Source organism: Luteibacter sp. dw_328, from assembly GCF_018449605.1.
Lineage (GTDB): Bacteria > Pseudomonadota > Gammaproteobacteria > Xanthomonadales > Rhodanobacteraceae > Luteibacter.
This window is the reverse complement of the sequence record NZ_JAAVUW010000008.1, coordinates 120,369-146,310: the sequence shown is the minus strand read 5'-3', so window position 1 is coordinate 146,310 and position 25,942 is coordinate 120,369. Positions and strand designations below refer to the sequence as shown.

The 25,942-nt window shown below is 63.9% G+C and carries 23 protein-coding genes and 1 tRNA gene; 17 read left to right on the top strand and 7 right to left on the bottom strand.

Going from position 1 to position 25,942, the window contains the following annotated elements; genetic code table 11:
• Nucleotides 1–25 precede the first annotated feature (25 nt).
• Genes trmB through HB634_RS18990 form a run of 4 tightly spaced genes read right to left on the bottom strand, consistent with a single transcriptional unit; the run spans nt 26 to nt 2,579 of the window.
• Nucleotides 26–751, bottom strand: coding sequence for a tRNA (guanosine(46)-N7)-methyltransferase TrmB (gene trmB / locus HB634_RS19005; RefSeq protein ID WP_213949735.1), 726 nt, complete (start codon nt 749–751; stop codon nt 26–28).
• A gap of 1 nt (nt 752) precedes the next feature.
• Entirely contained in the window at nt 753–1,553 is an 801-nt protein-coding gene (locus HB634_RS19000; protein WP_063571198.1) for a thiazole synthase, read from the bottom strand.
• A gap of 27 nt (nt 1,554–1,580) precedes the next feature.
• Complete coding sequence (thiS, locus tag HB634_RS18995) at nt 1,581–1,781, bottom strand: sulfur carrier protein ThiS (protein WP_063571197.1); 201 nt, start codon at nt 1,779–1,781, stop codon at nt 1,581–1,583.
• A 45-nt stretch (nt 1,782–1,826) separates the two neighbouring features.
• A complete protein-coding gene (locus HB634_RS18990; protein WP_213949734.1) occupies nt 1,827–2,579 on the bottom strand; it encodes a hypothetical protein in 753 nt (250 codons plus the stop codon).
• Nucleotides 2,580–2,714: 135 nt separating this feature from the next.
• On the opposite strand from HB634_RS18990, the gene HB634_RS18985 reads away from it, so the two are divergent.
• Nucleotides 2,715–2,788 (top strand) — tRNA-Gly (locus HB634_RS18985).
• Nucleotides 2,789–2,953: 165 nt separating this feature from the next.
• Here the strand turns inward: HB634_RS18985 and HB634_RS18980 are convergent.
• Both HB634_RS18980 and HB634_RS18975 read right to left on the bottom strand, forming a co-directional pair.
• The gene (locus HB634_RS18980; protein ID WP_063571195.1) at nt 2,954–3,397 is read right to left on the bottom strand and encodes a hypothetical protein; all 444 of its coding nucleotides are present in this window, start codon (nt 3,395–3,397) and stop codon (nt 2,954–2,956) included.
• Between the two features lie 283 nt (nt 3,398–3,680).
• Nucleotides 3,681–3,905: a hypothetical protein gene (locus tag HB634_RS18975; RefSeq protein WP_063571194.1), complete on the bottom strand. Its 225-nt coding sequence runs from the start codon at nt 3,903–3,905 to the stop codon at nt 3,681–3,683.
• A 109-nt stretch (nt 3,906–4,014) separates the two neighbouring features.
• Here HB634_RS18975 and HB634_RS18970 point away from each other — a divergent pair, with 109 nt between their 5' ends.
• From HB634_RS18970 to HB634_RS18940, 7 genes are all read left to right on the top strand, one after another.
• Nucleotides 4,015–4,794 (top strand): hypothetical protein, encoded by a 780-nt coding sequence (locus HB634_RS18970; protein WP_213949733.1) that lies wholly within the window; start codon nt 4,015–4,017, stop codon nt 4,792–4,794.
• An 85-nt stretch (nt 4,795–4,879) separates the two neighbouring features.
• Entirely contained in the window at nt 4,880–5,545 is a 666-nt protein-coding gene (locus tag HB634_RS18965; RefSeq protein ID WP_213949732.1) for a response regulator, read from the top strand.
• The gene (locus tag HB634_RS18960) at nt 5,542–6,933 is read left to right on the top strand and encodes an ATP-binding protein (protein WP_213949731.1); all 1,392 of its coding nucleotides are present in this window, start codon (nt 5,542–5,544) and stop codon (nt 6,931–6,933) included. The genes HB634_RS18965 and HB634_RS18960 overlap by 4 nt, the downstream gene beginning before the upstream one ends.
• 162 nt (nt 6,934–7,095) lie before the next feature.
• The gene (locus HB634_RS18955) at nt 7,096–10,335 is read left to right on the top strand and encodes an efflux RND transporter permease subunit (protein WP_213949730.1); all 3,240 of its coding nucleotides are present in this window, start codon (nt 7,096–7,098) and stop codon (nt 10,333–10,335) included.
• Nucleotides 10,325–11,512, top strand: coding sequence for an efflux RND transporter periplasmic adaptor subunit (locus tag HB634_RS18950; RefSeq protein ID WP_213949729.1), 1,188 nt, complete (start codon nt 10,325–10,327; stop codon nt 11,510–11,512). The genes HB634_RS18955 and HB634_RS18950 overlap by 11 nt, the downstream gene beginning before the upstream one ends.
• Nucleotides 11,496–12,992, top strand: coding sequence for an efflux transporter outer membrane subunit (locus tag HB634_RS18945; RefSeq protein WP_213949728.1), 1,497 nt, complete (start codon nt 11,496–11,498; stop codon nt 12,990–12,992). The genes HB634_RS18950 and HB634_RS18945 overlap by 17 nt, the downstream gene beginning before the upstream one ends.
• 583 nt (nt 12,993–13,575) lie before the next feature.
• Nucleotides 13,576–14,031: a hemerythrin domain-containing protein gene (locus tag HB634_RS18940; protein ID WP_213949727.1), complete on the top strand. Its 456-nt coding sequence runs from the start codon at nt 13,576–13,578 to the stop codon at nt 14,029–14,031.
• A gap of 3 nt (nt 14,032–14,034) precedes the next feature.
• Here the strand turns inward: HB634_RS18940 and HB634_RS18935 are convergent, their stop codons facing one another.
• Entirely contained in the window at nt 14,035–15,012 is a 978-nt protein-coding gene (locus HB634_RS18935; RefSeq protein WP_213949726.1) for an alpha/beta hydrolase, read from the bottom strand.
• A gap of 153 nt (nt 15,013–15,165) precedes the next feature.
• On the opposite strand from HB634_RS18935, the gene HB634_RS18930 reads away from it, so the two are divergent.
• The 9 genes from HB634_RS18930 to HB634_RS18890 all read left to right on the top strand — a co-directional run bounded on the left by HB634_RS18930 (nt 15,166) and on the right by HB634_RS18890 (nt 25,879).
• Nucleotides 15,166–15,942: an HAD-IIA family hydrolase gene (locus tag HB634_RS18930; protein WP_345777514.1), complete on the top strand. Its 777-nt coding sequence runs from the start codon at nt 15,166–15,168 to the stop codon at nt 15,940–15,942.
• Nucleotides 15,943–15,950: 8 nt separating this feature from the next.
• The gene (locus HB634_RS18925) at nt 15,951–17,252 is read left to right on the top strand and encodes an MFS transporter (RefSeq protein WP_063573684.1); all 1,302 of its coding nucleotides are present in this window, start codon (nt 15,951–15,953) and stop codon (nt 17,250–17,252) included.
• A gap of 163 nt (nt 17,253–17,415) precedes the next feature.
• Complete coding sequence (locus tag HB634_RS18920; protein ID WP_063573686.1) at nt 17,416–17,865, top strand: RimK/LysX family protein; 450 nt, start codon at nt 17,416–17,418, stop codon at nt 17,863–17,865.
• The gene (gene rimK, locus HB634_RS18915; protein WP_213949724.1) at nt 17,862–18,797 is read left to right on the top strand and encodes a 30S ribosomal protein S6--L-glutamate ligase; all 936 of its coding nucleotides are present in this window, start codon (nt 17,862–17,864) and stop codon (nt 18,795–18,797) included. The genes HB634_RS18920 and rimK overlap by 4 nt, the downstream gene beginning before the upstream one ends.
• 195 nt (nt 18,798–18,992) lie before the next feature.
• Nucleotides 18,993–19,679 (top strand): response regulator transcription factor, encoded by a 687-nt coding sequence (locus tag HB634_RS18910; RefSeq protein WP_159889890.1) that lies wholly within the window; start codon nt 18,993–18,995, stop codon nt 19,677–19,679.
• Complete coding sequence (locus tag HB634_RS18905; RefSeq protein ID WP_213949723.1) at nt 19,663–20,946, top strand: HAMP domain-containing sensor histidine kinase; 1,284 nt, start codon at nt 19,663–19,665, stop codon at nt 20,944–20,946. The genes HB634_RS18910 and HB634_RS18905 overlap by 17 nt, the downstream gene beginning before the upstream one ends.
• A 185-nt stretch (nt 20,947–21,131) precedes the next feature.
• Nucleotides 21,132–23,450, top strand: a complete 2,319-nt coding sequence (locus tag HB634_RS18900; protein WP_063571439.1) for a TonB-dependent receptor — start codon at nt 21,132–21,134, stop codon at nt 23,448–23,450.
• On the top strand, nt 23,450–24,991 hold the full coding sequence (locus tag HB634_RS18895; RefSeq protein ID WP_255548698.1) for an esterase-like activity of phytase family protein: 1,542 nt from the start codon (nt 23,450–23,452) through the stop codon (nt 24,989–24,991). Before HB634_RS18900 ends, HB634_RS18895 begins: the two co-directional genes overlap by 1 nt.
• Nucleotides 24,992–25,003: 12 nt before the next feature.
• Complete coding sequence (locus HB634_RS18890) at nt 25,004–25,879, top strand: hypothetical protein (RefSeq protein WP_213949722.1); 876 nt, start codon at nt 25,004–25,006, stop codon at nt 25,877–25,879.
• Nucleotides 25,880–25,942: the final 63 nt, after the last annotated feature.

The window sequence follows — 25,942 nt, the reverse complement described above, 5'->3', positions numbered from 1 at the left end:
AGCCCCCCTTATGCCAGTTAAGCGGTCAAGGTGTCGTGGTCAAACCGCGCCATTCGTACAAATAATCCCAGACGCCATGGCCGAGCCGCGTGCCGCGACGCTCGAAGTGGGTCTCGATGCGCCACGCGGGCCGCTCGGCGCTCACGCCCGGGCCGACGCGGTTATGCCAGCCTTCGGCGGCTTCCATCGTCTCGCGCATGTGTTCCGCATACGCCTCCCAGTCGGTGGCCAGGTGGAGCAGGCCGCCCGGGGCCATGCGTGAGGCCAGCAGCTGGACGAAGGCCGGCTGGACCAGTCGGCGCTTGTTATGGCGCTTCTTGTGCCAGGGATCGGGAAACCAGATGCGGACTTCGGACAGGCTGCCCGCGGGGATCTCGTGCTCGAGGACCTCGACGGCATCGTGCTTGTAGACGCGCACGTTGCTTGCCTCGCGGGCGGCGAGCGCGTTCATCAGGCGGCCGACACCCGGGCTGTGCACCTCCACGCCGATATAGTCGCGAGCCAGATCATGCTCGCTGGCCCAGGCGAGTGCCTCACCATTGCCGAAGCCGATTTCGAGCACCCGGGGTGCCTCGCGGCCGAACGTTGCGCTGAGGTCTCGTTCGCTTGCGTTGTAGTCGAGCCCGAAACGGGACCAGTGATCGTCGAAGGCGCGTTGCTGCGCCGTCGTCATCCGGCCTTCGCGCAGGACGAAGCTGCGAATACGGCGGAGGTAGGGTGCGTCGCCCGGGGTGTCGTCGTCTTGCGTCATGTCAGCCGACCAGCCCATCGATGGGGCTCGACGCCGAGGCGAAGCGCTTGCGCGGAATGCGGCCGGCATGGAACGCGGCGCGACCGGCTTCGACGGCAAGCTTCATCGCATGCGCCATCAGTACCGGGTTCTTGGCACCGGCAATCGCCGTATTCATCAGTACGCCGTCGCAGCCCAGCTCCATCGCAATGGCGGCGTCCGAAGCCGTGCCGACACCCGCGTCGACGATCACCGGTACCTTCGCGTTCTCGATGATCTCGAGCAGGTTGTAGCGGTTCTGGATGCCGAGCCCCGAACCGATCGGTGCGGCCAGCGGCATGATCGCCGCGCAACCGATGGCTTCGAGGCGGCGCGCGAGAATCGGGTCGTCCGAGGTGTAGACCATGACATCGAAGCCATCGGCGACCAGTTTTTCGGCGGCGACCAGCGTCTGCACCACGTCGGGGTAAAGCGTGCGCTCGTCACCGAGCACTTCGAGCTTGACCAGATTGTGGCCGTCGAGGAGTTCACGGGCGAGGCGGCAGGTGCGCACGGCGTCGTCGGCGGTGTAGCAGCCGGCCGTGTTCGGCAGCAGAGTGAAACGATCCGGCGGCAGGGCATCGAGCAGGTTGGGCTGGCTCGCGTCCTGGCCGATGTTCACCCGGCGGATGGCCAGGGTGACGATCTGCGCACCAGCGGCTTCCGTTGCCCGACGGGTCTCGTCGAAATCCTTGTACTTGCCCGTGCCGGTGAGCAGGCGCGAGTGGAACGTACGTCCGGCAACGGTGAGGAGATCGTCGCCAGCGGGGGAGTAGTGGTTCATGCGGGGTCTTCCGTCGGTGGGCGCGGCTCAGCCGCCGCCAATGGCATGGACGATCTCGACCCGGTCGCCGTCGGCGAGCAGGTGGGTCGCGTGCGCGCTGCGCGGCACGATCTCTAAATTCACTTCCACGGCCACGCGCTTGCCGGCATAGCCGGCGGCATCGAGCAGGGTCGACACGGATGTGCCGGGCGCGCAGTCACGCGCATCGCCATTGAGGGTGATATGCATCCGCCGATTGTAACGGGCGGCCGTAGCCGCCGCGAACAGGAGGCCTCAGCGGCCGTGCCCGTAACCGTAGCCGCCGCCGTTGTTACCACCGCTGCGGAGGGGTATGCCCGTGCCGGGTTGGTTGCCGGTGCCCATGCCGGTTCCGGGCTGGGAGGGGCGATTGGCGTTCACGCCGGTGTTGACGGGAATCGGCTGGGGATAGGCATTCCAGCCGTTGTTGCCGTTGCGGTTCGAGTCGCGGTCCTGCCTGGGTGGCGGAGCGACCTTGACCATCGGCTTGCCGGTCGGCGGCTTGGGCTTCAAGACGACGGAACTCGAGTTGCCGGGCGGCTGGTAGCCGTTGCCGCCGTTGCCACCACCATTGCCGGGGTATCCACCATTCCCTGGGTAGCCGCCGTTGCCGGGATAGCCGCCGTGGTCGTGGTCATGACCGTGGCCGTATCCGTTGCCGCCGCCAGGGTAATTGCCATTTCCGGGATAGTTGCCGTAGCCGCCCGAATAATAGCCACCACCGTTGGTGTTGGCGGTCTGGTTGTCATAGCCTCCATTGCCATAGGCCCCGCCCTGGCTGTCATAGCCACCATCCGAAACCTGGCCGTTCACATAAAGCCGGGCGGGCTGGGGCAGGGTACCGGTGCTCACGGTTTCCCGGCGCTCCGGCGTCGAGGGGCCGGAGATATAGCTGACGCCGGGCTTGGGCATGTCGGCGGTGGACACCGTTCGGGACTGGGCCGAGGTCGCACCGATCGCGCCCAGAGCCAGCGCTGCGGTGATGGAAAGCGAGAGCAATCGACGCATGGCCCGGTCCTCGTAAGAATTCCCTGGCACGATTATGCGCTTGCCGCCGAGGGCCGGCGGGGCGCCTCCCCGGAGCGTTCAGCCGGGCGCCACCTTTCCCCTCACTGCGCTGACGTATTACCATCCCCTGCCGACGCGGGTGTAGCTCAATGGTAGAGCTGTAGCTTCCCAAGCTACTGACGAGGGTTCGATTCCCTTCACCCGCTCCATTACTAAGGCCTGCCTCGCACCGGTGAGCGGTGTCGGTCCGATATCTGGGCGATACGACTCTTCAGAGTTGCCTTTGTTCCACGGCGGGACTAAAATCAGGCTTGCCGTATCCAAACTCCACACCAGGCGAACAGAGCCGAAATGTCGAGTGGGATGCGGTTTTTTTATGGCTGCCATAAGAGCAGCCCCGCTTGCGCCCATCGCGCGATTCGGTTCGGGCCTTCCTTGGCGTAGATGCTCGTCACTTCATTGACGAAGTCGGATCGACCTACCTGGCGACGGGGAGCGACCGGCACGACAATGGGATGGCCGCCGTGCAGTTCAAAAGTAAGTACCACCACCGAGCCTGCCTGCGTATCCGACCGGAAGATCGCTTTGGGGGCGCCGACGATGTCTGGCAGCCGTTTCAAGAGAGCAAGTGCGACGCAATGGTCGAAGTAAGCCTTTCCAACAGTCTTCGCCTTGATCACCAACGGTAAGTCTTCGAAACCCACGCCTTGAACACATTGCGGCGTCGCTCCTATGTGCAACACCAGTTCGTGACGTGGGTGACCGGCAGTCTCGGCCTGGATGACAGCGTCGACCAAGGCCTGGTAGTTCGAATCCATTCAAGGCGCTCCTGCGCGTGCCGCGAATGCGAACCTACCATTGGACCGATGGGAGAGTCGCGTCACCCGTGAGTGGCGATATCGGTAGGTCGATCAACGGGCTGTTCCGAGCCAGTGCGTCGGTGTTGCGAGGGGATGCTCTCAATACCATCGAGCACTGCATGTGCACGAAATTTCGCATCCGGATACGGGTACGTGGTGCAGGCGCAGGCCCGAGTCAGAAGAGCCCAACGATTCTCCACAATGGCGTAGACCCGTTCCCCGCAGTCTTCTCCCAGCACATTCACACGTGAGCCTGCGCCGTGCATTGCACGCCCATCTGGGTCAGTGCGCCGATCGCTTCCAATCCAAGCGCCATGCGCTGGCAGTCGACCATATCGGCGTCGTGCACCAGATCGGCCAGTAGTCCAGTAAGGCCACGATCAAACTGAAGCCATTCGGTGGCGGCATTCATCAGCTCATGGGCTGTTGCCTCGGGATCAACGTGATAGGTGTTCGACGCCATCATTGCTCTCTCTCCTTAAGCTCGCAAACTCGTGCGGACATGTCGCATTTTCGCGCCGTTCTCCTGGGATATTTCTGCAGCTAGACTTTGCGGAATCACGGAGAGATACACGATGCCTAAGTCACGTCGGAGCATGTCATCAGGTCGCGTCGGAACGGCCCTTCTTACCGTTCTGCTCTGCCTCGGCGCGCCAGCGCTCAAGGCCCAGGATGCTCAAACATCGACAGCGCCGCCTAGCAACGAGCAACTGGCCGCCGCAAAGTGCATCTCGGGTATGGAGAAGTTTCTCCCCGGTGAGTATTTCTATTGCCTTGCCACCCAGAGCTACGGCGAGAACAAACACCGCTACGCCGATAAGTTCTTCAAGGAAGCAGCGAGCTGGGCCAGCAAACCCGCGCAGTATGTCCTGGGCGTCATGGCCCTCAACGGTGACCAGCAGCCGGTGAATCGGCCGCTCGCCCTGGCCTGGTTCGCGTTGGCATCCGAGCGACATACGCCGCGTTTCCAGGCGCCCTACGACGAGTTGAAGGCTCAGCTGAGCCCTGCGGAACTGGCCAAGGCGGACGACTACCTCGCATCACTGAAGAAAACCTACGCGGATGCTGTCGCCGCGCCGCGAGCCGAGCAACGTTATCAGGACGGCACCCGCCGTCTGGTCGGCGCCGCCGCGACCGGGACCTATTGCATGGAGGGCACGCGGGATGCACGGGACATGGGTGGTCCGGGGACCCTGGACGCCGGCGCGATGAGCTCATTGGCGGCTTCGTGTCCGCCGTCGCCGGTCGTTGTGAAATACGTCGACAGCAAGGCTGCCGACGTATTCGAGGACTGGAGCGGGCACGTCAGCGTGGGCGCCATCGACCCGGTGTCGCCCCCGGTGACCTCGAAGTAGCGCATGGCGCAAAAAGGTTGGGAAAAGCCTTCTCGGGGATCATGCTGCCCTCGATCCCTGCCGATACCGAGCCCGCACCCCCGCCATGCACCTCCTCCTGTTGGAAGACGACGCCGAGCTGGGCGAAGCGATCAAGCACGCGCTTGAGCAGCAATCCTACGCGGTGACCTGGCTTACCGACGGCCGCCACGGCGCGGCAGCACTGGCTGATGGCTCGGTCGACCTGGTGCTGCTCGACCTGGGTCTGCCGGGCAAGGATGGCCTGGAAGTCCTGCTGGAAGCCCGGCGGGCGGGGGTGAAGACGCCGATCCTTGTGATGACGGCGCGGGACGCCCCGGAGGCCCGGATCAAGGGTCTCGACCTGGGCGCCGACGACTATCTGGTCAAACCCTTCCACCTGGGTGAGCTGGCCGCTCGTATTCGCTCGTTGACGCGCCGGGCCCAGGGTCTGGTTGACAACCGCGTGGAGGTCGGCGGCCTGGTACTCGACCTGGACACGACGGATGTCACCTTTCGCGGCGAACGCATTGCGCTCACGCGCCGTGAGTTCGCCGTGCTGCGCATCCTTATGGAACGCGCCGGCCGGATCGTGAGGCGCGAGTCCCTCGAGGGTTCGGTGTATGGCTTCGACACCGTGGTAGACCGCAACGCCATCGAGGTGCACGTGCATTGGCTGCGTCGCAAGCTGAGCGCGGAGGTGATCCAGACCGTGCGCGGCATCGGCTACATGATGCCGAGGGAGCCGAAGTGACATCGAGCAGCCTCCGCGCGCGCATCACATGGTTGATCATCCTCGTGCAGGTGGTGGTGCTCATCCCCTTGGGTGTTTTCAGCTACCAGAGCGAACGGCATGAGATGAATCATCTGCTCGACGGACGCCTGGCCGAGGCTGGGCGCACGTTGGGTACGCTGATTGCTTATGGCCAGGGCGGCTATGCGGGGCAGGACCCCACCCGCACATTGCAACTGGCCACCGAGGCCCAGCACGGCGCCGTCGTGATCTCGGTGCATGCACGCAACTACGAGCCCGAGGTCGGCTTCCAGGCGTACGACCCTCATGGCACCCTGATTGCGGCCACCGCCAATCTCGCTGACCTCCCGCCGCCAGGGCACGGTGAACACGGCTTCAGCGACATGGAGCATGGTGGCGCGCGCTGGCGGTTGTTCACGCTGACCAATCGTTTCAATCTCACGATTCGCATCGGCGAGCGCGCGGATAACCGAAGTGACATTACAAACGGACTGATCCTGGAGCACGGTCTGCCCCTGGTGATCGGCTTGCCGATGCTCGCGTTTCTGGCGGGCCTTGCCGTCAGGCGTGGCCTCAGGCCGGTGGACACGCTTACCCGCGTCCTTGCGCGCCGCGAACCCGGCAGCCGCAAGCTGATTGCCGTCGACGGCTCGCCGGACGAGATCAAGCCACTCATCGTTACCCTCAACCAGCAACTGGAGCGTCTTGAGGACGCCATTGAACGCGAGCAACGCTTCGCAGGTGATGTTGCCCACGAACTACGGACGCCGCTCGCCGCCACCATGATCCACATGGAGAGCGCGCTCATCACCGACGATCCGGTGGAGATCCAATACACGGTGCGTAACGCGCGCCGCAGCCTCGCACGGCTCGCACGCCGCATCGAGCAAATCCTGGCTATGGCGCGGCTCGAAGCGGGCGCCGCGTCACAGCACCGTGTACCGCTCGACCTGGTCACCCTTGCTACTGAGGTGGTTGAGGAGCTGGCGCCGGGCATCGCCGAGAAAGAAATCGAACTCAGTCTGAACCACGACGAGCCTGAGCTGATCGTGTCCGGTCACGAAGTGGCCCTGACCGCAATGATTCGCAACCTGGTGGAGAACGCACTGCGTCATACGCCCGACCGCAGTCGTGTGGACATCGGACTGGCGCGCGAGGGAGGCAGGGCGCTGATCACGGTTTGCGACGACGGTCCGGGTATTCCCGCGGAACGGCGCGAGGCGGCATTCCAGCGTTTCCACCGTGGGGCCGATAGCAAGGAGGCGGGGTTCGGTCTCGGTTTGAGCATCGTCCAGCGCGCCGTCGAACTGCACGATGGCTGGATTACCTTGTTGGAAGCACCGTCCGGGCAAGGCCTTCTCGTGCACATTTCGATCGCGGCCCGCTAGGCGAGCTGGCGTTACACCGGATTTCCTTCGCAGACAAAAGATTTCCACAAGCATCGGTACGGAGAATGACCCCAGGCACTCATGCCAAGGTCAGATGCCATCGATACCGCCGATGAAACGTAACGCGCCAAGACAATCCGCGACGCGACAAGAGTTTTCTGCATGCTGGCGCTAGTCCGCATCGCATTATCGCGTCCATACACCTTCATCGTGCTGGCCCTGTTGATCCTGATCGCGGGACCGCTCGCCGTCCTGCGCACGCCGACGGACATCTTTCCGAACATCGGCATTCCGGTGATCAGCGTCGTCTGGACCTATAACGGTCTGCCACCGGACCAGATGTCCGGACGCGTGATTTACTACTACGAGCGACAGCTCACCACGTCGGTCAACGATATCGAGCACATCGAGTCGCAGTCGTTGCCTGGCGTGGGTATCGTGAAAATCTTCTTCCAGCCGGGCGTGGACATTCGCACGGCGACGGCACAGGTCACCTCCATTTCGCAAACGGTGGTGAAGCAGATGCCACCCGGGATCACGCCGCCGCTGATTCTCAACTACAACGCTTCCACGGTGCCGGTGTTGCAGATGGCATTGTCCAGTCCGGTGCTATCGGAAGCCACCATCCGTGACATCGCGCAGAACTTCATGCGGCCGACACTGATATCGGTTCCCGGCGTTGCCATTCCGACGCCGTACGGCGGCAAGCAGAAACAGGTGACGCTGGACCTCAATCCCCGCGCCCTGGCAGCCAAGGGCCTTTCCGCGCAGGACGTGAGCAGTGCATTGGCCGCGCAGAACCAGATCATTCCCGTCGGCACGGCGAAAATAGGCACGTTCGAGTATCACGTCCAGCTCAACAACAGTCCGACCGCAATCGACGAACTGAACGATCTGCCGATCAAGACGGTCAATGGCGCCACGATCACCATCGGTGACGTCGCCCATGTTCGCGACGGTGCGCCACCACAGAACAATATCGTTCGCGTCGACGGCAAGCGCGCAGTACTCATGCCAGCGCTGAAGAACGGCAACGCATCCACGCTCGATGTCGTCGCCGGGATCAAGAAGCTGCTCCCTCTGATCGGGGAAACCCAGCCCAAATCGCTGACGATGAGTCTGCTGGGCGATCAGTCCGTCTTCGTGAAGTCCGCTGTGGCATCGGTTGCGCGCGAGGGGGTGATTGCCGCGGTGCTTACCTCGGTGATGATCCTGCTGTTCCTGGGTAGTTGGCGATCCACGGTCATCATCGCGCTATCCATTCCTCTGTCGGTCCTGTCGGCCATCGCCCTGCTCGCTTTATTCGGGCAGACCCTGAATGTCATGACCCTGGGTGGCCTCGCGCTTGCCGTGGGCATCCTCGTCGATGATGCGACGGTCACCATCGAGAACATCAACTGGCACCTGGAGCAAGGCAAGGGCGTGATGACCGCCATCATGGATGGCGCGAAGCAGATCGTTACGCCAGCCTTCGTCTCGCTCCTCTGCATCTGCATCGTGTTCGTGCCGATGTTCATGCTCGACGGGATTGCCGGTTTCCTGTTCCGCCCGATGGCGCTGGCGGTGATCTTCGCGATGGTGTCGTCTTTCCTTCTTTCGCGCACGCTGGTACCGACGCTGGCCATGTTCCTTCTGAAGCCGCATCACGTCGAAGATGGCGGGGGCGCTCACCCGGAGGACGCCTACCTCAATCATCACGAAGGCGACCAGCATCGCCCGACGCAGCATGGCGTCGTGGTGCGTGGCCTGCTGGCGTTTCAGGCCGGGTTCGAGCGGCGCTTCACCCTCGTTCGGGATACTTACTACGGCACGCTCGCCATCGCGATGGATCATCGCAAGCGTTTTGTCGTGGGCTTCCTGGGTTTTGTTCTGGCTTCCTTCGCACTCGTTCCTTCGCTCGGTCGTGACTTCTTTCCCACGGTCGACTCCGATGCCATCTCGATGCACGTGCGCGCCCCCATGGGTACGCGCGTGGAAGAGACCGCTTCGGAGTTCGACCACATCGAGCGAGCCATTCGCGATGTCATTCCCCCCGACCAGCTGGACACCATCATCGATAACATCGGTCTGCCCTTGAGCGGCGTGAACCTGGTCTACAGCAGTAGCGGCACCATCGGGTCCCAGGATGGCGACATACAGATCGTGCTGAAGGAAGGGCACCGGCCGGCGGCCGACTTCATCAAGCGCTTGCGGGAGACGCTTCCGCGCCGCTTCGCCGGTACGCAGTTTGCCTTCCTGCCATCGGACATGACCAGCCAGATCCTCAACTTCGGCTCTCCCTCGCCGCTGGACGTATCCATTGCCGGCCGCGACAGGAAAGGCAATGAGGCATACGCGGAACACATCATGAAGGAGCTGCGCAAGATCGATGGCATCGTCGACGTGCGCCTTCAACAAAGCTCCAGCTACCCGCAGCTCAACGTCAAGGTGGACCGCGTGCGTGCCGATAGTCTGGGTATCACCGAGCGCGATGTCACCAACAGCATGGTGTCCTCGCTGGCCGGCAGCGCCCAGGTGGCTCCCGCCTTCTGGTTGAATCCGAAGAATGGCGTTTCCTATGCCATCGTTGCTTCCACGCCGCAGTACCTCATGGATTCCATGGCCGACCTCAAGGCCTTGCCGGTGACGGCGTCCGGCGACGGTGCCGCGCAGATCCTGGGTGGTGTCGCCAGTTTCACCCGTGGGCCGAGTGACGCGGTCGTGTCCCACTACAACATCATGCCCGCATACGACATCTACGCCTCCATTCAAGGGCGTGATCTGGGTGGCGTGGCCAGCGACGTACAAAATGTGCTGGCCCGATTTGCATCGCAACGGCCCAAGGGCTCGCTGGTCAGTCTGCATGGCCAGGTGGGCACGATGAACGAGGCCTTCAGTGGCCTGCTGTTCGGTCTCGTTGGCGCCGTCGTGCTGATCTACCTACTCATCGTGGTCAATTTCCAGTCGTGGCTCGATCCCTTCGTGATCGTCACGGCGCTTCCTGCGGCGCTCGCCGGCATCGTGTGGATGCTGTTTCTCACTCACACGAGCCTTTCGGTGCCGGCGCTTACGGGCGCGATCATGTGCATGGGCGTGGCAACCGCGAATGCGATCCTCGTGGTGACCTTCTGCCGCGAACGGCTCGCCGAGCACGGCGATCCCGTCAGGGCGGCGCTCGAGGCAGGCTTCACTCGTTTCCGCCCGGTATGCATGACCGCGCTGGCGATGATCATCGGCATGCTGCCCATGGCGCTGAGCCAGGAGCAGAACTCGCCACTCGGCCGTGCCGTGATCGGCGGCCTCCTGTTTGCGACGTTTGCCACGCTGCTTTTCGTACCCGTCATCTTCGCCATCGTGCACGGTCGCGTCGCGACTGTCCGGTCTGGCCACCACCTCATCGGAGAGCAGCCTCATGTCGCATGATGCCATCACGCCGGCACCGGGGCGGCCACTCCGCGTTCGGCTGGCCCTTGCCATGGGCGTCGTGATCGCATCGGTCGGCGTCGTTGCCGGGCTTGCGTTACGTGCTGTTGAATCACGCGACCTCAGTGCGTGGACACAGGCGCAGCTCACGCCGAGCGTGCAGGTGATCTCGGCATCCGCATTGAGCGGTACGCAAGGGCTCACCTTGCCGGGCCACCTCGATGCATGGATCGCGGCCCCCATCCACGCACGCGTTGGCGGCTATCTGAAGCAATGGAACGTGGACATCGGCGAGAAGGTGCACGCCGGCCAGTTGTTGGGGCTGATCGAGACGCCCGAGCTGGATCAGCAGTTCGAGCAGGCCAAGGCCGAACTCGTGCGTGCTCAGGCCAGCGTGCGTCTGGCCGACACCACAGCGCGACGCTGGAACAACCTGCTCGCATCGCACTCGGTGTCGAAGCAGGAAGCCGACGAGAAAGCCAGCGAGGCCGAGACGGCAGGGGCGAATGAGCTTGCCGCACGCGCTGACGTGGATCGCCTGGTGGCGCTCGAATCGTTCAAGCGCATCGTCGCGCCGTTCGACGGCACGGTGACGGCGCGCAACACGGACATTGGTGACCTCATCACGGCCAACACGAACGGCGGAGAGCCGCTGTTCTCCGTCGCGGACACCAGCAGGATGCGTCTGTACACACAGGTGCCGCAAGGATATGCGTCGTCGATCGTGCCCGGTATGAAGGTGAGGCTGCTGGTCCTGGGTCACGGCGGCGAAACCGTGGAGGGCACGTTGATTGGCACCTCGCGGGCCATCAACCGGACATCAGGCACGTTATTGGCGCAGTTCGAGGTTGAGAATCCGCAGCAGGATCTGCTGCCGGGTGATTTCGCCGAAGTCCATCTGAGCACGCACGCTGCCGCGAACACGGTGACGATACCAGCGACCACGCTGCTGTTCCGTGCGGCTGGGCCCCAGGTTGCAGTGTTGGGCCCTGACAGCAAGGTCCTGTTGCGCGACGTCCACATCGCGATGGATCTGGGCGACACGCTCCAGATCGATCAGGGCCTGCTCCCGCACGACCGGATCATCGACCATCCCACCGACTCGCTGAGCCAGGGCGATGTCGTACGTCTGGCGCTGCCGCAGGCCGATGAGAGCCGCCATGACAAGAGTGCATGAGTCGACCATGCGCGCGTGGTGCTGCGTCGTGCTGCTGGCCCTGGGTGGTTGCTCGCTCGCGCCGGCCTATGTCAGGCCGACCGTGGGCGAGCTGCCTGCGGCGTACAAGGGAGCTGCCTATCCGAAAGGCTGGAGCATGGCCCGGCCTGATGACGCCGCTGGGAAGGGCCCTTGGTGGAAGGTATATGGCGACCCGGTGCTGGATGACCTGGAAAACAAACTCAACGCCAATAACCCGGATATCGGCGTAGCGGTGGCGCGGCTGGACGCCTCGCGCGCGTACCTGCAGGAGCTGGGGTCACAACAGGCCCCACACGCGGGCATCGAAGCAAGCCCCACGAACGATCGGCAGTCCGATAACCGGCCGCTACGTGGTTCCAATCAGCCCAATGAGTACGACAGCCGGACGGTCGGCTTCCGTGCCGGATACGAGCTGGACCTGTGGGGTCGTGTCCGTAACGAAGTGGCGCAAGGTAAGGCACGGAGTGAAGCCGCCCAGGCCGATCTGGCAACCGTCCGTCTCAGCTTGCAGGGCCAACTGGCCGACCTCTATATCGAACTGCGCGGTGACGACGTCGAACTGCGCATCCTCCGGGATTCCCTAGTCGCCTTCGGCGACGGCCAGACGATGACACAGGACCGCATGGCCGGCGGTGTTTCGTCCGGACTCGATGTCGCCCGGGCAAACGCGCTGTATGCGGATGCCGAAGCCCAGGCCACGGACCTGGATGTTCGGCGCGCTCTCACGGAACACGCGATTGCGGCACTGATCGGCGAGCCCGCATCGACCTTCGCGCTGGAAGCTCGTGCTACCGCGTTGACGCCGCCAGTGATTCCCTTGAGCGTTCCGTCCACGTTGTTGCAGCGTCGGCCGGACATCGCAGCCGCGGAACGTCGCGCCTTTGCGGCCAACGCAGGCATCGGCGTCGCGCGCGCGGCCTTTTATCCGACGCTGAGCCTCGGCGCCGCCTTGGGCTGGCAGGACGTCGGTCATGGCGACTTGCTGGCCGCCGGCAATCAGTTCTGGAGCCTCGGCCCATTGGTGTCGTTGAATCTCTTCGACGGTGGCCTGCGTCGCGGGCGCGAGGCTGAGGCGCGGGCGGAATTCGCCACCGCCTCGGCCCAGTACCGCAGCGTGGTGCTGAAGGCCTTCCAGCAGGTGGAAGACAACCTGTCGTTACTGCAGGCCCTGGGCCGCGAACGACGGCAAGAGAACACGGCGGCCGAGGCAGCGAAGTCATCGCAGGCGCTCGCCACCAACCGCTACAACGAGGGCGTCGTCAGCTATCTCGAAGTGGTAACGGCCCAGGCGACGGCCTTGAAGGCCGAGCGCGCGGCTGAGCGTGTACGCACTCGTCAACTGCAGGCCAGCGTCGACCTGATCCGCGCCATGGGCGGCGGCTGGAACGGCGGTGAGCCTGGCGGTCCCCCTCTCGTTTCACGTTACCCGGAGAATCAACAGCATGCCATGCGTCAATAGAACCCTTCGATACGCCCTGTTCATCGTCGTCAGCACAGGTTTGTCGGTCGGGTGCAGTGCGATAACCAAGACCAGTACGGTCGAGGCGTCCGACACGTACCTGCACTGGTCCGAACAGATGGATCACATGCCGTTCCTGTTCCACTTCCCGGACGGTCGTATGGAGGCCTTCGACGACCATGGAAAGGTTTGGGCGGATGCGGGCAGTCACGTCGAGGCCAGTGGCTCGGATCGTGTCGAGGTGTACGTCGGGAATGTCCCGGGGCCCTCCGAAACCCTATGCGTCCTTGAACCGAAGACACGGCTTCCCCCCGTGAAAGCTGACGGTGCGAACGTGGTATCGGCCTTGTGCGACCAGTCGCGCACCGTGGTTTCGTTCAGAGACCATGCCAGGCCGAGGGTGCTCGCGGCAACTGGGGACTATGTCGGCAGGGTTCGCCATCTGCTCTTGAACGGCATATGGAAGAGCGTTGCGCAGGAACCGGACCCGAGGCCCTATTAGCGCCGGCTCTTTTTAACCGCTGACGAAACCCTGACATGACACCGGCGAGGATGGTGCCTCCATGACAACGCCGGGAACGCCATGTCCGAGACGATCTTCGAAGCCCTCCGCGAAAGCCACGTCATCCAGCGCTCGCTGATGCGCAAGCTCATGCGCTCCGATCCGGGCGAGCATCGCGTGGAGTTGTTCACCGCGCTGCGCATCGAGCTGGCCGCCCATGAAGCGGCGGAGGAGCGCTTTCTCTATGTGCCGATGCTGATGGATGACCGCGGCCTGCATCCGTCGCGGGACGCGCTGGCCGACCACCACAAGATGGACGATCTCGTGGAAGAGCTGCAGACGGCGACCCATTCCGGCCGCAAATGGACCGCCAACCTCAGCAAGCTCTCCGACGAACTGCACGACCATCTTCGCGAGGAGGAGCGCAGTTTCTTCCAGCTGGGCGGCAAGATAATTACCGATCGGCAGAAGACCTCGCTGGCGAAGAAATACCGCAAGGAGTACGTCGCCCTGCACAAGCGGCTCGCCAGCGAGTAGCCCTCAACGCTGCCGAAGGAAGCCTTCCACGGCGCTCGTGAACGCCTGCGGCTGCTCCTGGTAGCTGAAGTGGGCGCTCTCGTCGAGTTGCACGAAGTGGCCTTTTCTTAGCTCCTTCGCGAAGGCTTTCAACGGGGCGGCGCCGACGGAGAAATCGTACTTGCCGACGATGACGAGCACCGGCATGGACAACGCCGCAGGATCCGCGCGGTAGCAAACGAAATCGGACTTCGGCCCGAAGACGGCGCCCGCGACCTCGCCCGAGCTGCGGAAGCCACCCTCGGCGTCGATACGTTTCTGCTCGGTCTTTCCCTCGGGCTTACGAAACTGCTGCATGGTGTAGAACACCGTTGGGTCGGGGAGTTTTTCCGCCGCATCCATGACGAAGGCAAATCGTGCCCTGCTCAGGGCGCAGCGGTCTTCCGGATCGGTCGCCGCGAGCGCGCGGCCGGGGTCGGACGCCTGTTCCGCTTTCCAGGCGTCGGGCTGGCTCGCCTTGAGTGCATCCATCCACACGCCCATCGCCGCCGGCATATCGATGGCCGCATCGACCAGGATCAGGCGATCCACGTGCGCGGTGTACGTCGTGGCATAGGTGGCCGCCACGGCCCCGCCGAAGCTATGCCCCATGGGGATGATGCGATCCACGCCCATGGCCTTGCGCACGCCTTCGATGTCGGCTGCCATGGCGCCCAGCGAATAGTCCTTGGAGAGGGGGCGCTCGCTGGCGCCGGAGCCGCGCTCGTCCATGTAGACCATGGGCGCGTCGCCTTCGAGTAGCGGCCCCGCGGTGCGACGGAAGCTGTAGCTGTTGTAGCCGGGCCCACCGTGCAGGAAGACCACGGGCGTATCCGTCGGCTTGATGTCTCGGGAGGTCCAGTAGGTGATGCGAACGCCGTCCACGACGGTGTCGTGGCGGGTCTGTTCGGCGTGGGCGGAGGTGACGGCAAGCGCCGCGAGAGCTACGACGGCTTTGAGCATGATGCTTCCTTTCCCCTGGGCCCGTGGCGGGCTCGAATTCATCGTAGGAGCTTGCGATGGCCGGCAAGCGTGCGATTAGTCATGCCATGCCGAATGGCATCCCGTCGCGGTACCCTTGGCGCCTGTGTCCCGTTTTTCTGTAAGGAATTCCCCGTGACCGACCGCAAGAACGTTGCCTGCTGGCTGACCGACATGGACGGCGTCCTCGTCCACGAGAACAAGGCCTTGCCGGGAGCACCTGAACTGATCCGCCAGTGGCGGGATCGCGGTACGCCGTTCCTGGTGCTGACCAACAACTCCATCTTCACCCCGCGCGACCTCAGTGCGCGCCTGCGTACCTCGGGCCTGGACGTGCCTGAAGAGCAGTTATGGACGTCCGCGCTGGCCACGGCCACCTTCCTCAAGGACCAATCCCCCGGCGGCTCGGCCTTCGTCATGGGCGAGGCTGGCCTCACCACGGCGATCCACGAGGCGGGTTTCATCATGACCGACACCGCGCCGGACTATGTGGTGCTGGGCGAGACGAGGACCTACTCCTTCGCTGCGATCACCAAGGCGATCCGTCTGATCGGCAACGGCGCGCGTTTCATCTGTACCAACCCGGATGCGACCAGCCCCAGTGCCGAGGGTCCGTTGCCCGCGACGGGCGCCGTGGCCGCGCTCATCACCCGTTGCACCGGCCGCGAGCCGTACGTCATCGGCAAGCCCAATCCGATGATGTTCCGTTCGGCCATGAACAAGCTCGGCGCGCATTCGCACAACACCGGCATGATCGGCGACCGCATGGACACCGACGTGGTCGCGGGTATCGAAGCGGGCCTGCACACGGTGCTGGTGCTCAGCGGCATCGCCACCCGGGCGGACGTCGATAGCTATCCGTTCCGTCCTGCGGAAATCCTCGACTCCGTCGCGAACCTCCTCGAGGACTGACACGAATCATGAGCTCGACCCTCGATACTGCGGCCCGCCGCACGCTCAACCGTGGCGATGTGAAAACGCTGCTCCTGTCCGCCCTCGGTGGTGCGCTGGAGTTCTACGACTTCGTCATCTTCGTTTATTTTGCCAAGACGATCGGCCACCTGTTCTTTCCACCCGGTACGTCGGAGTGGCTGGCAACGCTGCAGACGTTCGGTATCTTCGCCGTCGCGTATCTCGCCCGGCCGCTCGGCGGCATCGTGATGGCGCACTTCGGCGATCGCATCGGCCGTAAACGGATGTTCATGCTCAGCGTGTTCCTGATGGCCGTGCCGACCCTGCTGATTGGCGTGCTGCCGACCTACGCGACGCTGGGCGTACTGGCGCCGATCCTGCTCACCCTGCTTCGCGTCTTGCAGGGCCTGGCCATCGGCGGTGAAGTGCCGGGGGCCTGGGTGTTCGTGGCCGAGCACGTGCCGCAACGCCGCGTAGGGATCGCCGTTGCCAGCCTCTCGGCAGGCCTCACCGCCGGCATCCTCATGGGCTCGCTGCTGGCGGCATGGCTCAATGCCAACCTTTCCGAAGCCGATATGCTGGACCACGGTTGGCGAATCGCCTTCATTCTGGGTGGCGTTTTCGGCTTCATCGCGGTGTACCTTCGCCGGTGGCTGAGTGAGACGCCGGTATTCGCGCGCATGCGGGAGCGCAAGGAGCTTTCAGAAGAGCTTCCCGCGTTGGTCGTCGTTCGCGATCACTTGCCGGGTGTGTTGCTGTCGATGGCGGTGACCTGGGTGCTCACCGCGGCGATTGTCGTGGTCATCCTGACGACCCCCACGGTGATGCAGACGACGTTCCACATTGCTCCGGCGCGCGCGTTTGAAGGCGGAAGCATCGCGGCGTTCACCCTGTGTCTGGGCTGCATCGGCGGCGGCCTTCTCGTCGACTGGATGGGTACCGCCCGCGCCATGTTGCTGTCGTCGATCGGCCTGATGCTCAGCACCTATGCTTTGTACATCGACTTGCAGGGCGGCGGTGCGAACCTGTTTCCGCTCTATGCGCTTGCCGGCGTGTTCGCAGGGGTAGCGGGCATCGTCCCGGCTATCCTGGTGGCTTCGTTTCCGCCGGCGATCCGCTTTTCCGGGATATCGGTCTCCTACAACGTGGCCTATGCCATCGCCGGCGCCGCCACGCCGGTGCTCGTGGCCATCCTCGCCAGAACCGCCGGTGGCCTGGGGCCGGCGCACTACGTGGCCATCGTCTCGCTGGCTGGCGTGGGCGCGTCCGTCTACATGATGGTGACCGGGCGGGGCTCCCTTCGCCCTTGAAAGCGCCTCGGACCCCTTGCTGTTCACGTCGATTTCATGGGCGTGACAGTCTGGAGGGGTCCGATGATCGTGCCGGTTGAAACCCGGCACCACCTTCGGCATGCTTTTGCATCCGGACCGTTCCCCCGGTCCACCGCCGTCCCCCTACCTTCGCACCAGACCCATGACTGATGTCATCACCCTAGGCTGGCGCGAACGGCTCGCACTTCCGTCGCTCGGCGTCGCTGTCCTCAAGGCCAAGCTCGATACGGGCGCGCGCTCGTCGTCGCTGCACGTCGAATGGCTGGAGATCGACGAGCGAGACGACGGCACATGGCTGCGCTTCCAGGTGCGCACGACCCGAAAGGGCGGCGTGTCTGATCCTTGCGAGGCCAAAGCCATCGGCCAGCGTACCGTGACCGATTCTGGCGGCCATGCGACCACCCGCTGGTTTATCCAGACCGAGATCGAGCTGGCCGGACAGACGTTCCTTGCCGAAGTGAACCTGACCGACCGGCGGCACATGCTCTTTCCCCTTTTGCTCGGCCGGACGGCGCTGAACGGGCGCTTCCAGGTCGATCCTTCGCTTTCCTATTCACAGACGCCGCGCCGCGCCGTCCGGGAACCCACATGAAGATCGCCATCCTGTCGCGCAATGCGCGGCTGTACTCCACGCAGCGACTGGTGGAGGCGGCGCGCAAGCGCAAGCACACCGTCCGCGTGATCGATCCGCTGCGTTGCTACATGAGCATCGCGCCGCAGATGTTCGCGATCCACTTCAAGGGCAAGCCGCTTGGGCCGATCGACTGCGTGATACCGCGCATCGGCGCCTCCAGCACCTTTTACGGTACGGCCGTGCTCCGCCAGCTCGAGCTGATGGGCGTGTTCACGCCTAACCCCTCCGACGCCGTGCTGCGCGCGCGGGACAAGCTGCGCAGCCTGCAGATGCTGGCGGTGAAGGGCGTGGACATGCCGGTCACCGCCTTCGGCGACAACCCGGATGACACCTCCGACCTGCTGGCGATGCTGGGCGACCCTCCGCACATCATCAAGCTGAACGAGGGTACCCAGGGCACCGGCGTGGTCCTGGCCGAGAAGCGCTCGGCATCCCAGAGCGTGATCGAAGCCTTCCGTGGCCTCTACGCGAACTTCCTCGTCCAGGAATTCATCCGGGAGGCCAATGGCAGCGACCTGCGCTGCTTCGTGGTCGGCGACCAGGTGGTCGCGGCCATGCAGCGCTCTGCGGCGCCGGGTGAGTTCCGCGCCAACCTGCACCGGGGCGGCACGGCGGCTTCGGTCGAGCTGTCCGACGACGAGCGCCGGGTTGCGATCCAGGCGGCTTCGGCCCTGGGTCTGGAGGTCGCGGGCGTGGACCTCCTGCGCTCGTCCCGTGGCCCGTTGTTGCTGGAGGTGAATGCCTCGCCAGGCCTGGAGGGCATCGAGGGCAGCACCGGCGTCGACGTGGCCGACGCCATTATTGCCCACTGTGAAACCCGCCTTGCCGCCCGCCCCGCGGTCGCCAAGCCGCGCCGCCCAAGGGCCCCGAAGGGGTTAACAGCGATTTAAACGGGTGTCGCCTATAAAGGTTTCACTGTGATTCCGCGACGCGGGGTGACGGTATCGGGGCAGTAGTTCTTTCGGCCCGGGCGGGGTTTCCCGTCCGGGCCTCTCTTTTACTGCTGTCCGCTTCACGGATTCGGCGTTAAGCTTCCGGTCGCAATACTGATAAGACTCACCCGCGACCGCACAATGGAGTGCCGAATGCGCGTTCTGGTCATCGAAGACAACACCGACATCGCGACCAACATCGGGGATTACCTCGAGGATCGCGGCCATGTGGTCGATTTCGCCGGCGACGGCGTCACCGGGCTGCATCTGGCTGTCGTACACGATTTCGACGTCATCGTGCTCGACCTGACCCTACCGGGCATGGACGGGCTGGATGTCGCCAAGAAGCTCCGCCACGAGGCGCACAAGCAGACGCCGGTGCTCATGCTCACGGCGCGCGACTCGCTGGACAACAAGCTGGTTGGCTTCGAGTCCGGTGCCGACGACTACATGACCAAGCCTTTCGCCCTGCAGGAACTGGCGGCGCGGCTGGAAGTGCTTGCGCGTCGGGGCAAGGGTCCGCAAAGCCGCGTGCTCAAGGTGGACGGTCTCACCTACAACCTCGACACGCTTACCGTGACCCGCGAAGGTAAGTCGATCCAGCTCAATCCGATCGGCCTGAAGCTGCTGCAGGCACTCATGGAGGCCAGCCCCTCCGTGGTGACGCGGCAGGATCTGGAGCAGCGGGTCTGGGGAGAGGAGCTTCCGGACTCGGACTCGTTACGCGTGCATATTCACGGGCTGCGTGCGGCCATCGACAAACCTTTCGAGAAGCCGCTGATCCACACGCGTCACGGTATCGGATATCGCATGGTCGATCCGGATGCGGTCCAGACGTAAGCTTCGTTTTCGCCTGATTGTCACCTTTACGCTGTTCGGTCTCGGGCTGAGCGCTCTTTTCGCGTTCGCGGCGATCAACATCCGTGAGCGTGTCGAAGAGCAACTGATCAACTCGGCCTTGCAGGATGAAGCGGACTCGCTCAACGCGCAGGTTCGGGCGAACCCGGCTGAGAGGCCGCAGTTCAACATCATCCAGGCCGCCACCTTCAGCGAACGTACGATTTACAAGGCGCCGCTGAACTGGCAGTCGCTCGATACGGGCGTGCACGAGCTCTACGAGACCGGCAAGGACGGCAAGCCGCGCCACTTCAAGGTGGCCGTCCGGCGCGAAGGCGGCATCATCAACTTCCTCCAGTTCGACGTCTCGCGCGACGAACTCGGCAAGCGCCAGCTCATCACCAGCGTCATCGCGGCGGTCTTTCTGTTCGGGTTGTTCTCGCTGGTGCTTGGCGTGTGGCTTTCGGCGCGCGTCCTGCGCCCGGTGACCGATCTGGCCAGGCGCCTGCGTGACTTCCGCCGCGTGGGCAAAGCCGAGGCGCTGGCCCCGCACTTCGCCGACGACGAAGTCGGCGAGCTGGCCGTGGCGCTCGATGAATACGCCATGCGCCTGACCTCGGTCGTCGAGCGCGATCGCGAATTCAACTCGGACGTGAGCCACGAGCTGCGCACCCCGCTCGCAGTGATCGCCAGCACGACGGAGCTCCTGCAGGGCTCGCCCGATCTGACAGACAAGTTGCGCGAGCGACTGAAGCGCATCGAGCGCGCATCGCGCCAGGCAACCGAGATGATCGAAGCCCTGTTGCTGCTGTCGCGCGCCGAACGTCGAGGTCCCACGCGCGGCGAAACCACCGACGTGGCCAAGGTCGCCTCGGATGTGATCGAAAGCCAGCGCCCGCAGATGGGCGGCAAGCCCATCGAGATCGAGTTGGTGTCCGATGGGTCGGTGTCGGTAAACGCGCCGGCCTCGGTGCTTTCGGTGGCCCTGACCAACCTCATCGGCAACGCGATCAAGTACACGATGGAAGGCAAGGTCACGGTGCGCGTGCTCGACGGCCGCGTGGACGTGATCGATACCGGCCCCGGCATCAAGCCGGAAGACGCCGAGAAGCTGTTCCAGCGCGGTATTCGCGGCGAAAGTGCCACGGGCGGTGGTGCGGGCCTAGGCCTCGCGATCGTGCGTCGCTTGTGCGAACTGTACGACTGGGACGTTTCCCTGCGACCGCGGGCCGACATGGCCGGCGCGATTTCGACGATCGATTTCCGCTGAGCGAAGACGGACGTCCAGGCGTCCTGTCACAGGGGCTGTCACTAAGCTGCCATTTTACTGCACGACTATCCGACGCTTCCACGGCGCGTGATGGGCACCCTCAGGGGAGGTGTGCCGCGACGCGTCCGCGAGTGTAAGGATGCAGTCCCTTGTTCAAGCAGACCGTTCTGGCCATCGCCCTCGGCATGGCCCTGTCTTCCGTTGCCTACGCGACCGACACCGATACCACCGACACCAACGCCCCGGCTGATAACGCCAGCGCCACAAGGCGCGACAAGGTGCAGGACCTCGATGCGGTCTCCGTGATCGGCACGGGCGAGACGCGCCAGGTGCAGCGCCTGCGTCCCTCGGACCAGAAGGCCCTGCCGCCCGGAACGAGTCTTCAGAAAGTTCTCAACACACTGCCAGGTGTGAATGCACAGTCGGTCGACGCGCTGGGTACCAACGAACAGTCGATGACGCTCAGCCTGCGCGGCTTCAGCGGCACGCGCCTCGGGTACACGCTGGACGGCATGCCGCTGGGTGACAGCGCTTACAACAACTACAACGGCTTATCGATCAACCGCGCGCTGATCTCCGAGAACTTCGCCGGCGCCGAACTCTCCGAGGGCATCGGCAATCTCGGCACCCCGTCGACCAGCAACCTCGGCGGTACCATCGCCTATACATCGAACGATCCGACGAAGACGATGGGTGGTCGCGTCTCGCAGACCTTCGGCAGCGACGCCAATCGCCGCACGTATGCGCGCTTCGACACGGGTGAGCACAACGGCTTCTCGATGTACCTGTCCGGCGCGAAAACCACGTCCGACCTGTGGAACGACCAGACGGCTTACAACGGTTCGACGACGAAACAGTTCAACGGCAAGGCCGTGTGGGACCTCGACTGGGCGCGCTTCACCGGCTTCGCAGACACCTCACGCACGTCGCAGGCGGATTATTTCTACCTGTCGAAGAGTGAGCTGGCGCGCGGCCTGGGTTGGGACTGGGGTGGCTCGGCACCGAACTGGCAGAAAGCGATCGGCAAGGCTTACTGCAATGCCGGCACGCTCAACGCCAAGCTCTGTGACAAGAGCGGTGCGGATACCGACGCGGACGGTGCGTTCACCGCTGGTCAGATCCTGCGCAACGACGATCTTTACTACCTCGCCGGCGACTTCTTCCCGAGCGACTCGGTCACCATCCACGCCCAGGTCTATCACCACGAGGATGCGGGCGAAGGACACAACTGGAACAGCGGCACGTATTCCTACCCGGGCACGCCGCAGCAGTTGCCGATCATCTTCCGCAACACGCTCTATACGATCAATCGCTCGGGCGCCGTGCTGTCGGCAGCGTGGGACATCGCGAACCAGCACATCGAAGGCGGTGTCTGGTACGAGCACAATGTCTCTACGGCGTCGCGCTACAGCAGCTACGTCACCGGGCCGCGGGACCTCAGTGGTCCGATCGACGCCACGCCGGACCTCGGCGTTTTCGACCAGCGTACGGTATGGAACACGCGACAGGCCTTCCTGCAGGACACGATGCGCTTCCTCGACGATGCGCTCACGATCGATGTCGGCGTCAAGAGCCCGCATGTCACCTCGCGCGCCGAGGCTTTGCCGGGCGACGCCGTGAAGCCGATTCCCGCTAACTCAAACAACCAGTTCGCCACGGGTTCGCTCAGCGCAAGCAAGGCATTGCTGCCGCAGTTCGGTGCGCGATACAAGCTAGCCGAAGGCCAGGAAGTCTTCACCAGCTTCTCGAAGAACGTCGCGATGTTCCAGGGTGGGTTCAAGCTCGGTCCGCAGGCAGTGGCCCAGTCCATCTGGGACACGCAGGGCGACCTCAAGCCCGAGAAATCGCGCAGCCTCGAGGCCGGCTATCGCATCGAGACGGACCAGGTGGCCGCTTCGGTCGCCGCATACAATGTGCGCTTCGACAACCGTCTGCTGCAGTACAACCCCTGCGACTCACGCCAGCCGGTCGGGCCGAGCTGCGGTAATCGCTTCTACAACGTCGGTGGCGTGAACAGCCACGGCGTTGAACTGACCTTCGTGTGGCAGCCGACCAGTCACCTGCGCTGGTACAACTCGGCCTCCTTCAACCGCTCGACGTATGCCAGTGACTACGTGCAGGCCGGTGTCGTCCAGCACACCAGCGGCAAGATCCAGACCGACACGCCGACCAAGCTGTTCGCGACGCAGATCGACTGGACGCAGGGGCCATGGTTCGCCTCGCTACGCGGCAAGTACACCGGCAAGCGTTACTACACCTATACGAACGACCAGGGCTTTGGTGGATTCACCACGTGGGACGTGTCGGGTGGCTATGACTTCGGCCCGCTTTCGGTGGCGAAGGACGTGCGCCTCTCGCTCAACGTGACTAACCTCACCGACAAGCGCTATGCCAGCAACTTCGACTCGAGCGCCTTTGTGCCCAGCGACCCGGCCGGTACCGCCTATGTGTTCCACGCATCCGCGCCCCTGCAGGTATTCGCGACGCTGGATGTACGGTTCTGATGGCTCGCCGCATCGTCGGTCTGGGCTTGATGCTACTTCTGGGCAGCGCGTCGGCGCAGACCGTCGATGTTCGTACGGCGGATGTCGCGCAGGCGCCGCTGCCGCGCTCGGTCACGTTCGGCGGGAAGACGTATGTCAATCAGGGGCTGGTCGCCGCGGGATCATTGCCCGCGGGGACCATAGATTTTCTCGGCGACACGCTGGGGTCGTTCTCGTCGTTGATGATCGAGCCGGGTAGCTGGAAACGCGACGGGGACACCTATACGGGGGTGCTCTGGACCTTGCCCGATCGTGGGAGGAACGATCCCGAACATAATGTGTTCTTCGATTATGAGGGGCGGTTACATCGGTTCAGGTTCACGTTGACGTTGGCGCAGGCTGGGATCGCCGCTGAAGCGGCTCCCACAGGGGGCAGCGTGTCGCTGGTGGTTGATGGCGGGCTTGCTTTGCGGGACTTCGATGGGAAGCCGTTTACCGGCGCCGAGCCTGCGAAGGGACTACGGACGGAGCGCGCTATCGTCCTTCCTTCGCCGGCCAGTGGTATCGGTGCAGGGAAGGTCTCACTGGACGCGGAGTCGCTGCAGTTCACTCACGATGGCGGTTTCTACGTCGGTGACGAGTACGCGGCAAACGTGTACCGGTTCGACGCGAAGGGGAAACTCACCGGGGTGATCGTGCCGCCCAGAGCCGTGCGTCCGCTGGACGCGGACGGCAAGCCGGACTTTACGTCGCTGAGGCCGCCGGTAACCGGACGACGCAACAACCAGGGTGTCGAAGGGATGGCGTTATCGCCGGACGGCACACGTCTGTTCGTTGTGTTGCAGAGCGCGTTGATCCAGGACACGGCGACCCGCGAGGCACCGGGCGACGCGTCCGGGCGCTCGCTAACCCGCGTGCTCGTTTACGACGTGAGTCGTAACGACGTACCGAAAACGCCGCTGGGGCACTACGTCGTTCGGCTGCCTGTATACGCCGACCGCGGTGATGGAAGCGCTCCCAACAAAACGGCGGCGCAAAGCGAAATCCGCGTCCTCGACAACCACACCTTCCTCATGCTCTCGCGAGACGGCAACGGCTACGGCGCCGATGGTGGAAAGCCCCTCGTGTACAAGAGCGTGCTGTTGGTCGACACCGATGGCGCGAGCAACCTTGCCAGGACGACCTACGAGACGTCGACGAGGTCGGTGCTGGGCAAGGATGGCGAGCTGCGCAGCGACATCCGCGCCGCGGCGTGGACGCCGCTGGTCAATCTCCTGGATCCGCCCGACCTGGCGCGATTCGGTCTGGGCATCGATGCCGACGTTACGGGCAGGGCCCAGCTCTCCGAAAAGTGGGAGGCCATGGACCTCCTTCCCGTGCTGGATCCGGCGCGTCCCGACGACTGGTTCCTTCTCGTCGGCAACGACAACGACTTCATCGCGAAGCATTGCGTCATGGACGGGCAGAACTGCGACTCGCCCATCGACAACGACAACCGCATCCTCGTGTACCGGCTGACTTTGCCGGGCATGCGTTCCACCGCCGCCTTCAACCACCGATAAAGGGTTATGCGCATGATGAAACGTACGGTTCTTTCGCTGCTGTCGGCAACCCTCATGCTGGGTTCGATCGCCAGTCATGCCAATACGCCGGCTTACGTCGACAGCAAGGAATACAAGGTCCTGGTCGACCCCACGCGCTTCGCCAGCAATCCGTCGAGCGCGGCGGCTACCTTGCTGACCAATCTTTCCGCCCGCCTGTCGGCTCTCGGTTTCGACAAGACCGTCACCGGCAACTTCGCTGCTGGCAACCGCGACACGCTGGCTTACTACGACACGCCGGGAACGTGCCCACTGAACAAGCGCGGCTACTCGCTGCGTACGCGTGCCGGTGACGATACCGACATCCAGTTCAAGTTTCGCCATGCGGACGAAGAACTGTCCTATTGGACGGACGTGTCGGGTGCGGGCAAGAACAAGTCGACCAAGCTCGAGACCGACGTGACGCCGGGCAACCTCGTGCTGGCGCATTCGACCAAGCAGGACGCGACCACCACGCCGACGACGGTCGCCGCGCTGATCAAGCTATTCCCGGGTGCAACGACGCTGTCCGACGTATCCACCTCTGCGCTGTCGAAGGTGGCTGGTGTCACGGTGACCCAGCAGGAATACGACGGCCCCGTGTCCGACATCGGTGAGTCCGTGGCAGAGTTCACCCTGACCTTGTGGTACATCGATGGCGCCACGACGCCGGCGCTGGCCGAGCTGTCGTTCCGTGTCGACGCGGACGCGGACAAGTACTTCACCACACCCATCCTCACGCGGTCGCAGACGCTGAACACGGCGATCGGATCAATCGGCAACAACTGGAATATCGCCAACGATGGTGGGAAGACGAGCTGGCTTTATGCCTATCGGTCGTCTTCGTACCCGAACGGGTTTTGCAACTAAGCGGGATCGAGAGCATCGCCGATGAATCGGCTCCTACCGAGCAAGGCGACACCCCGCTCGGTA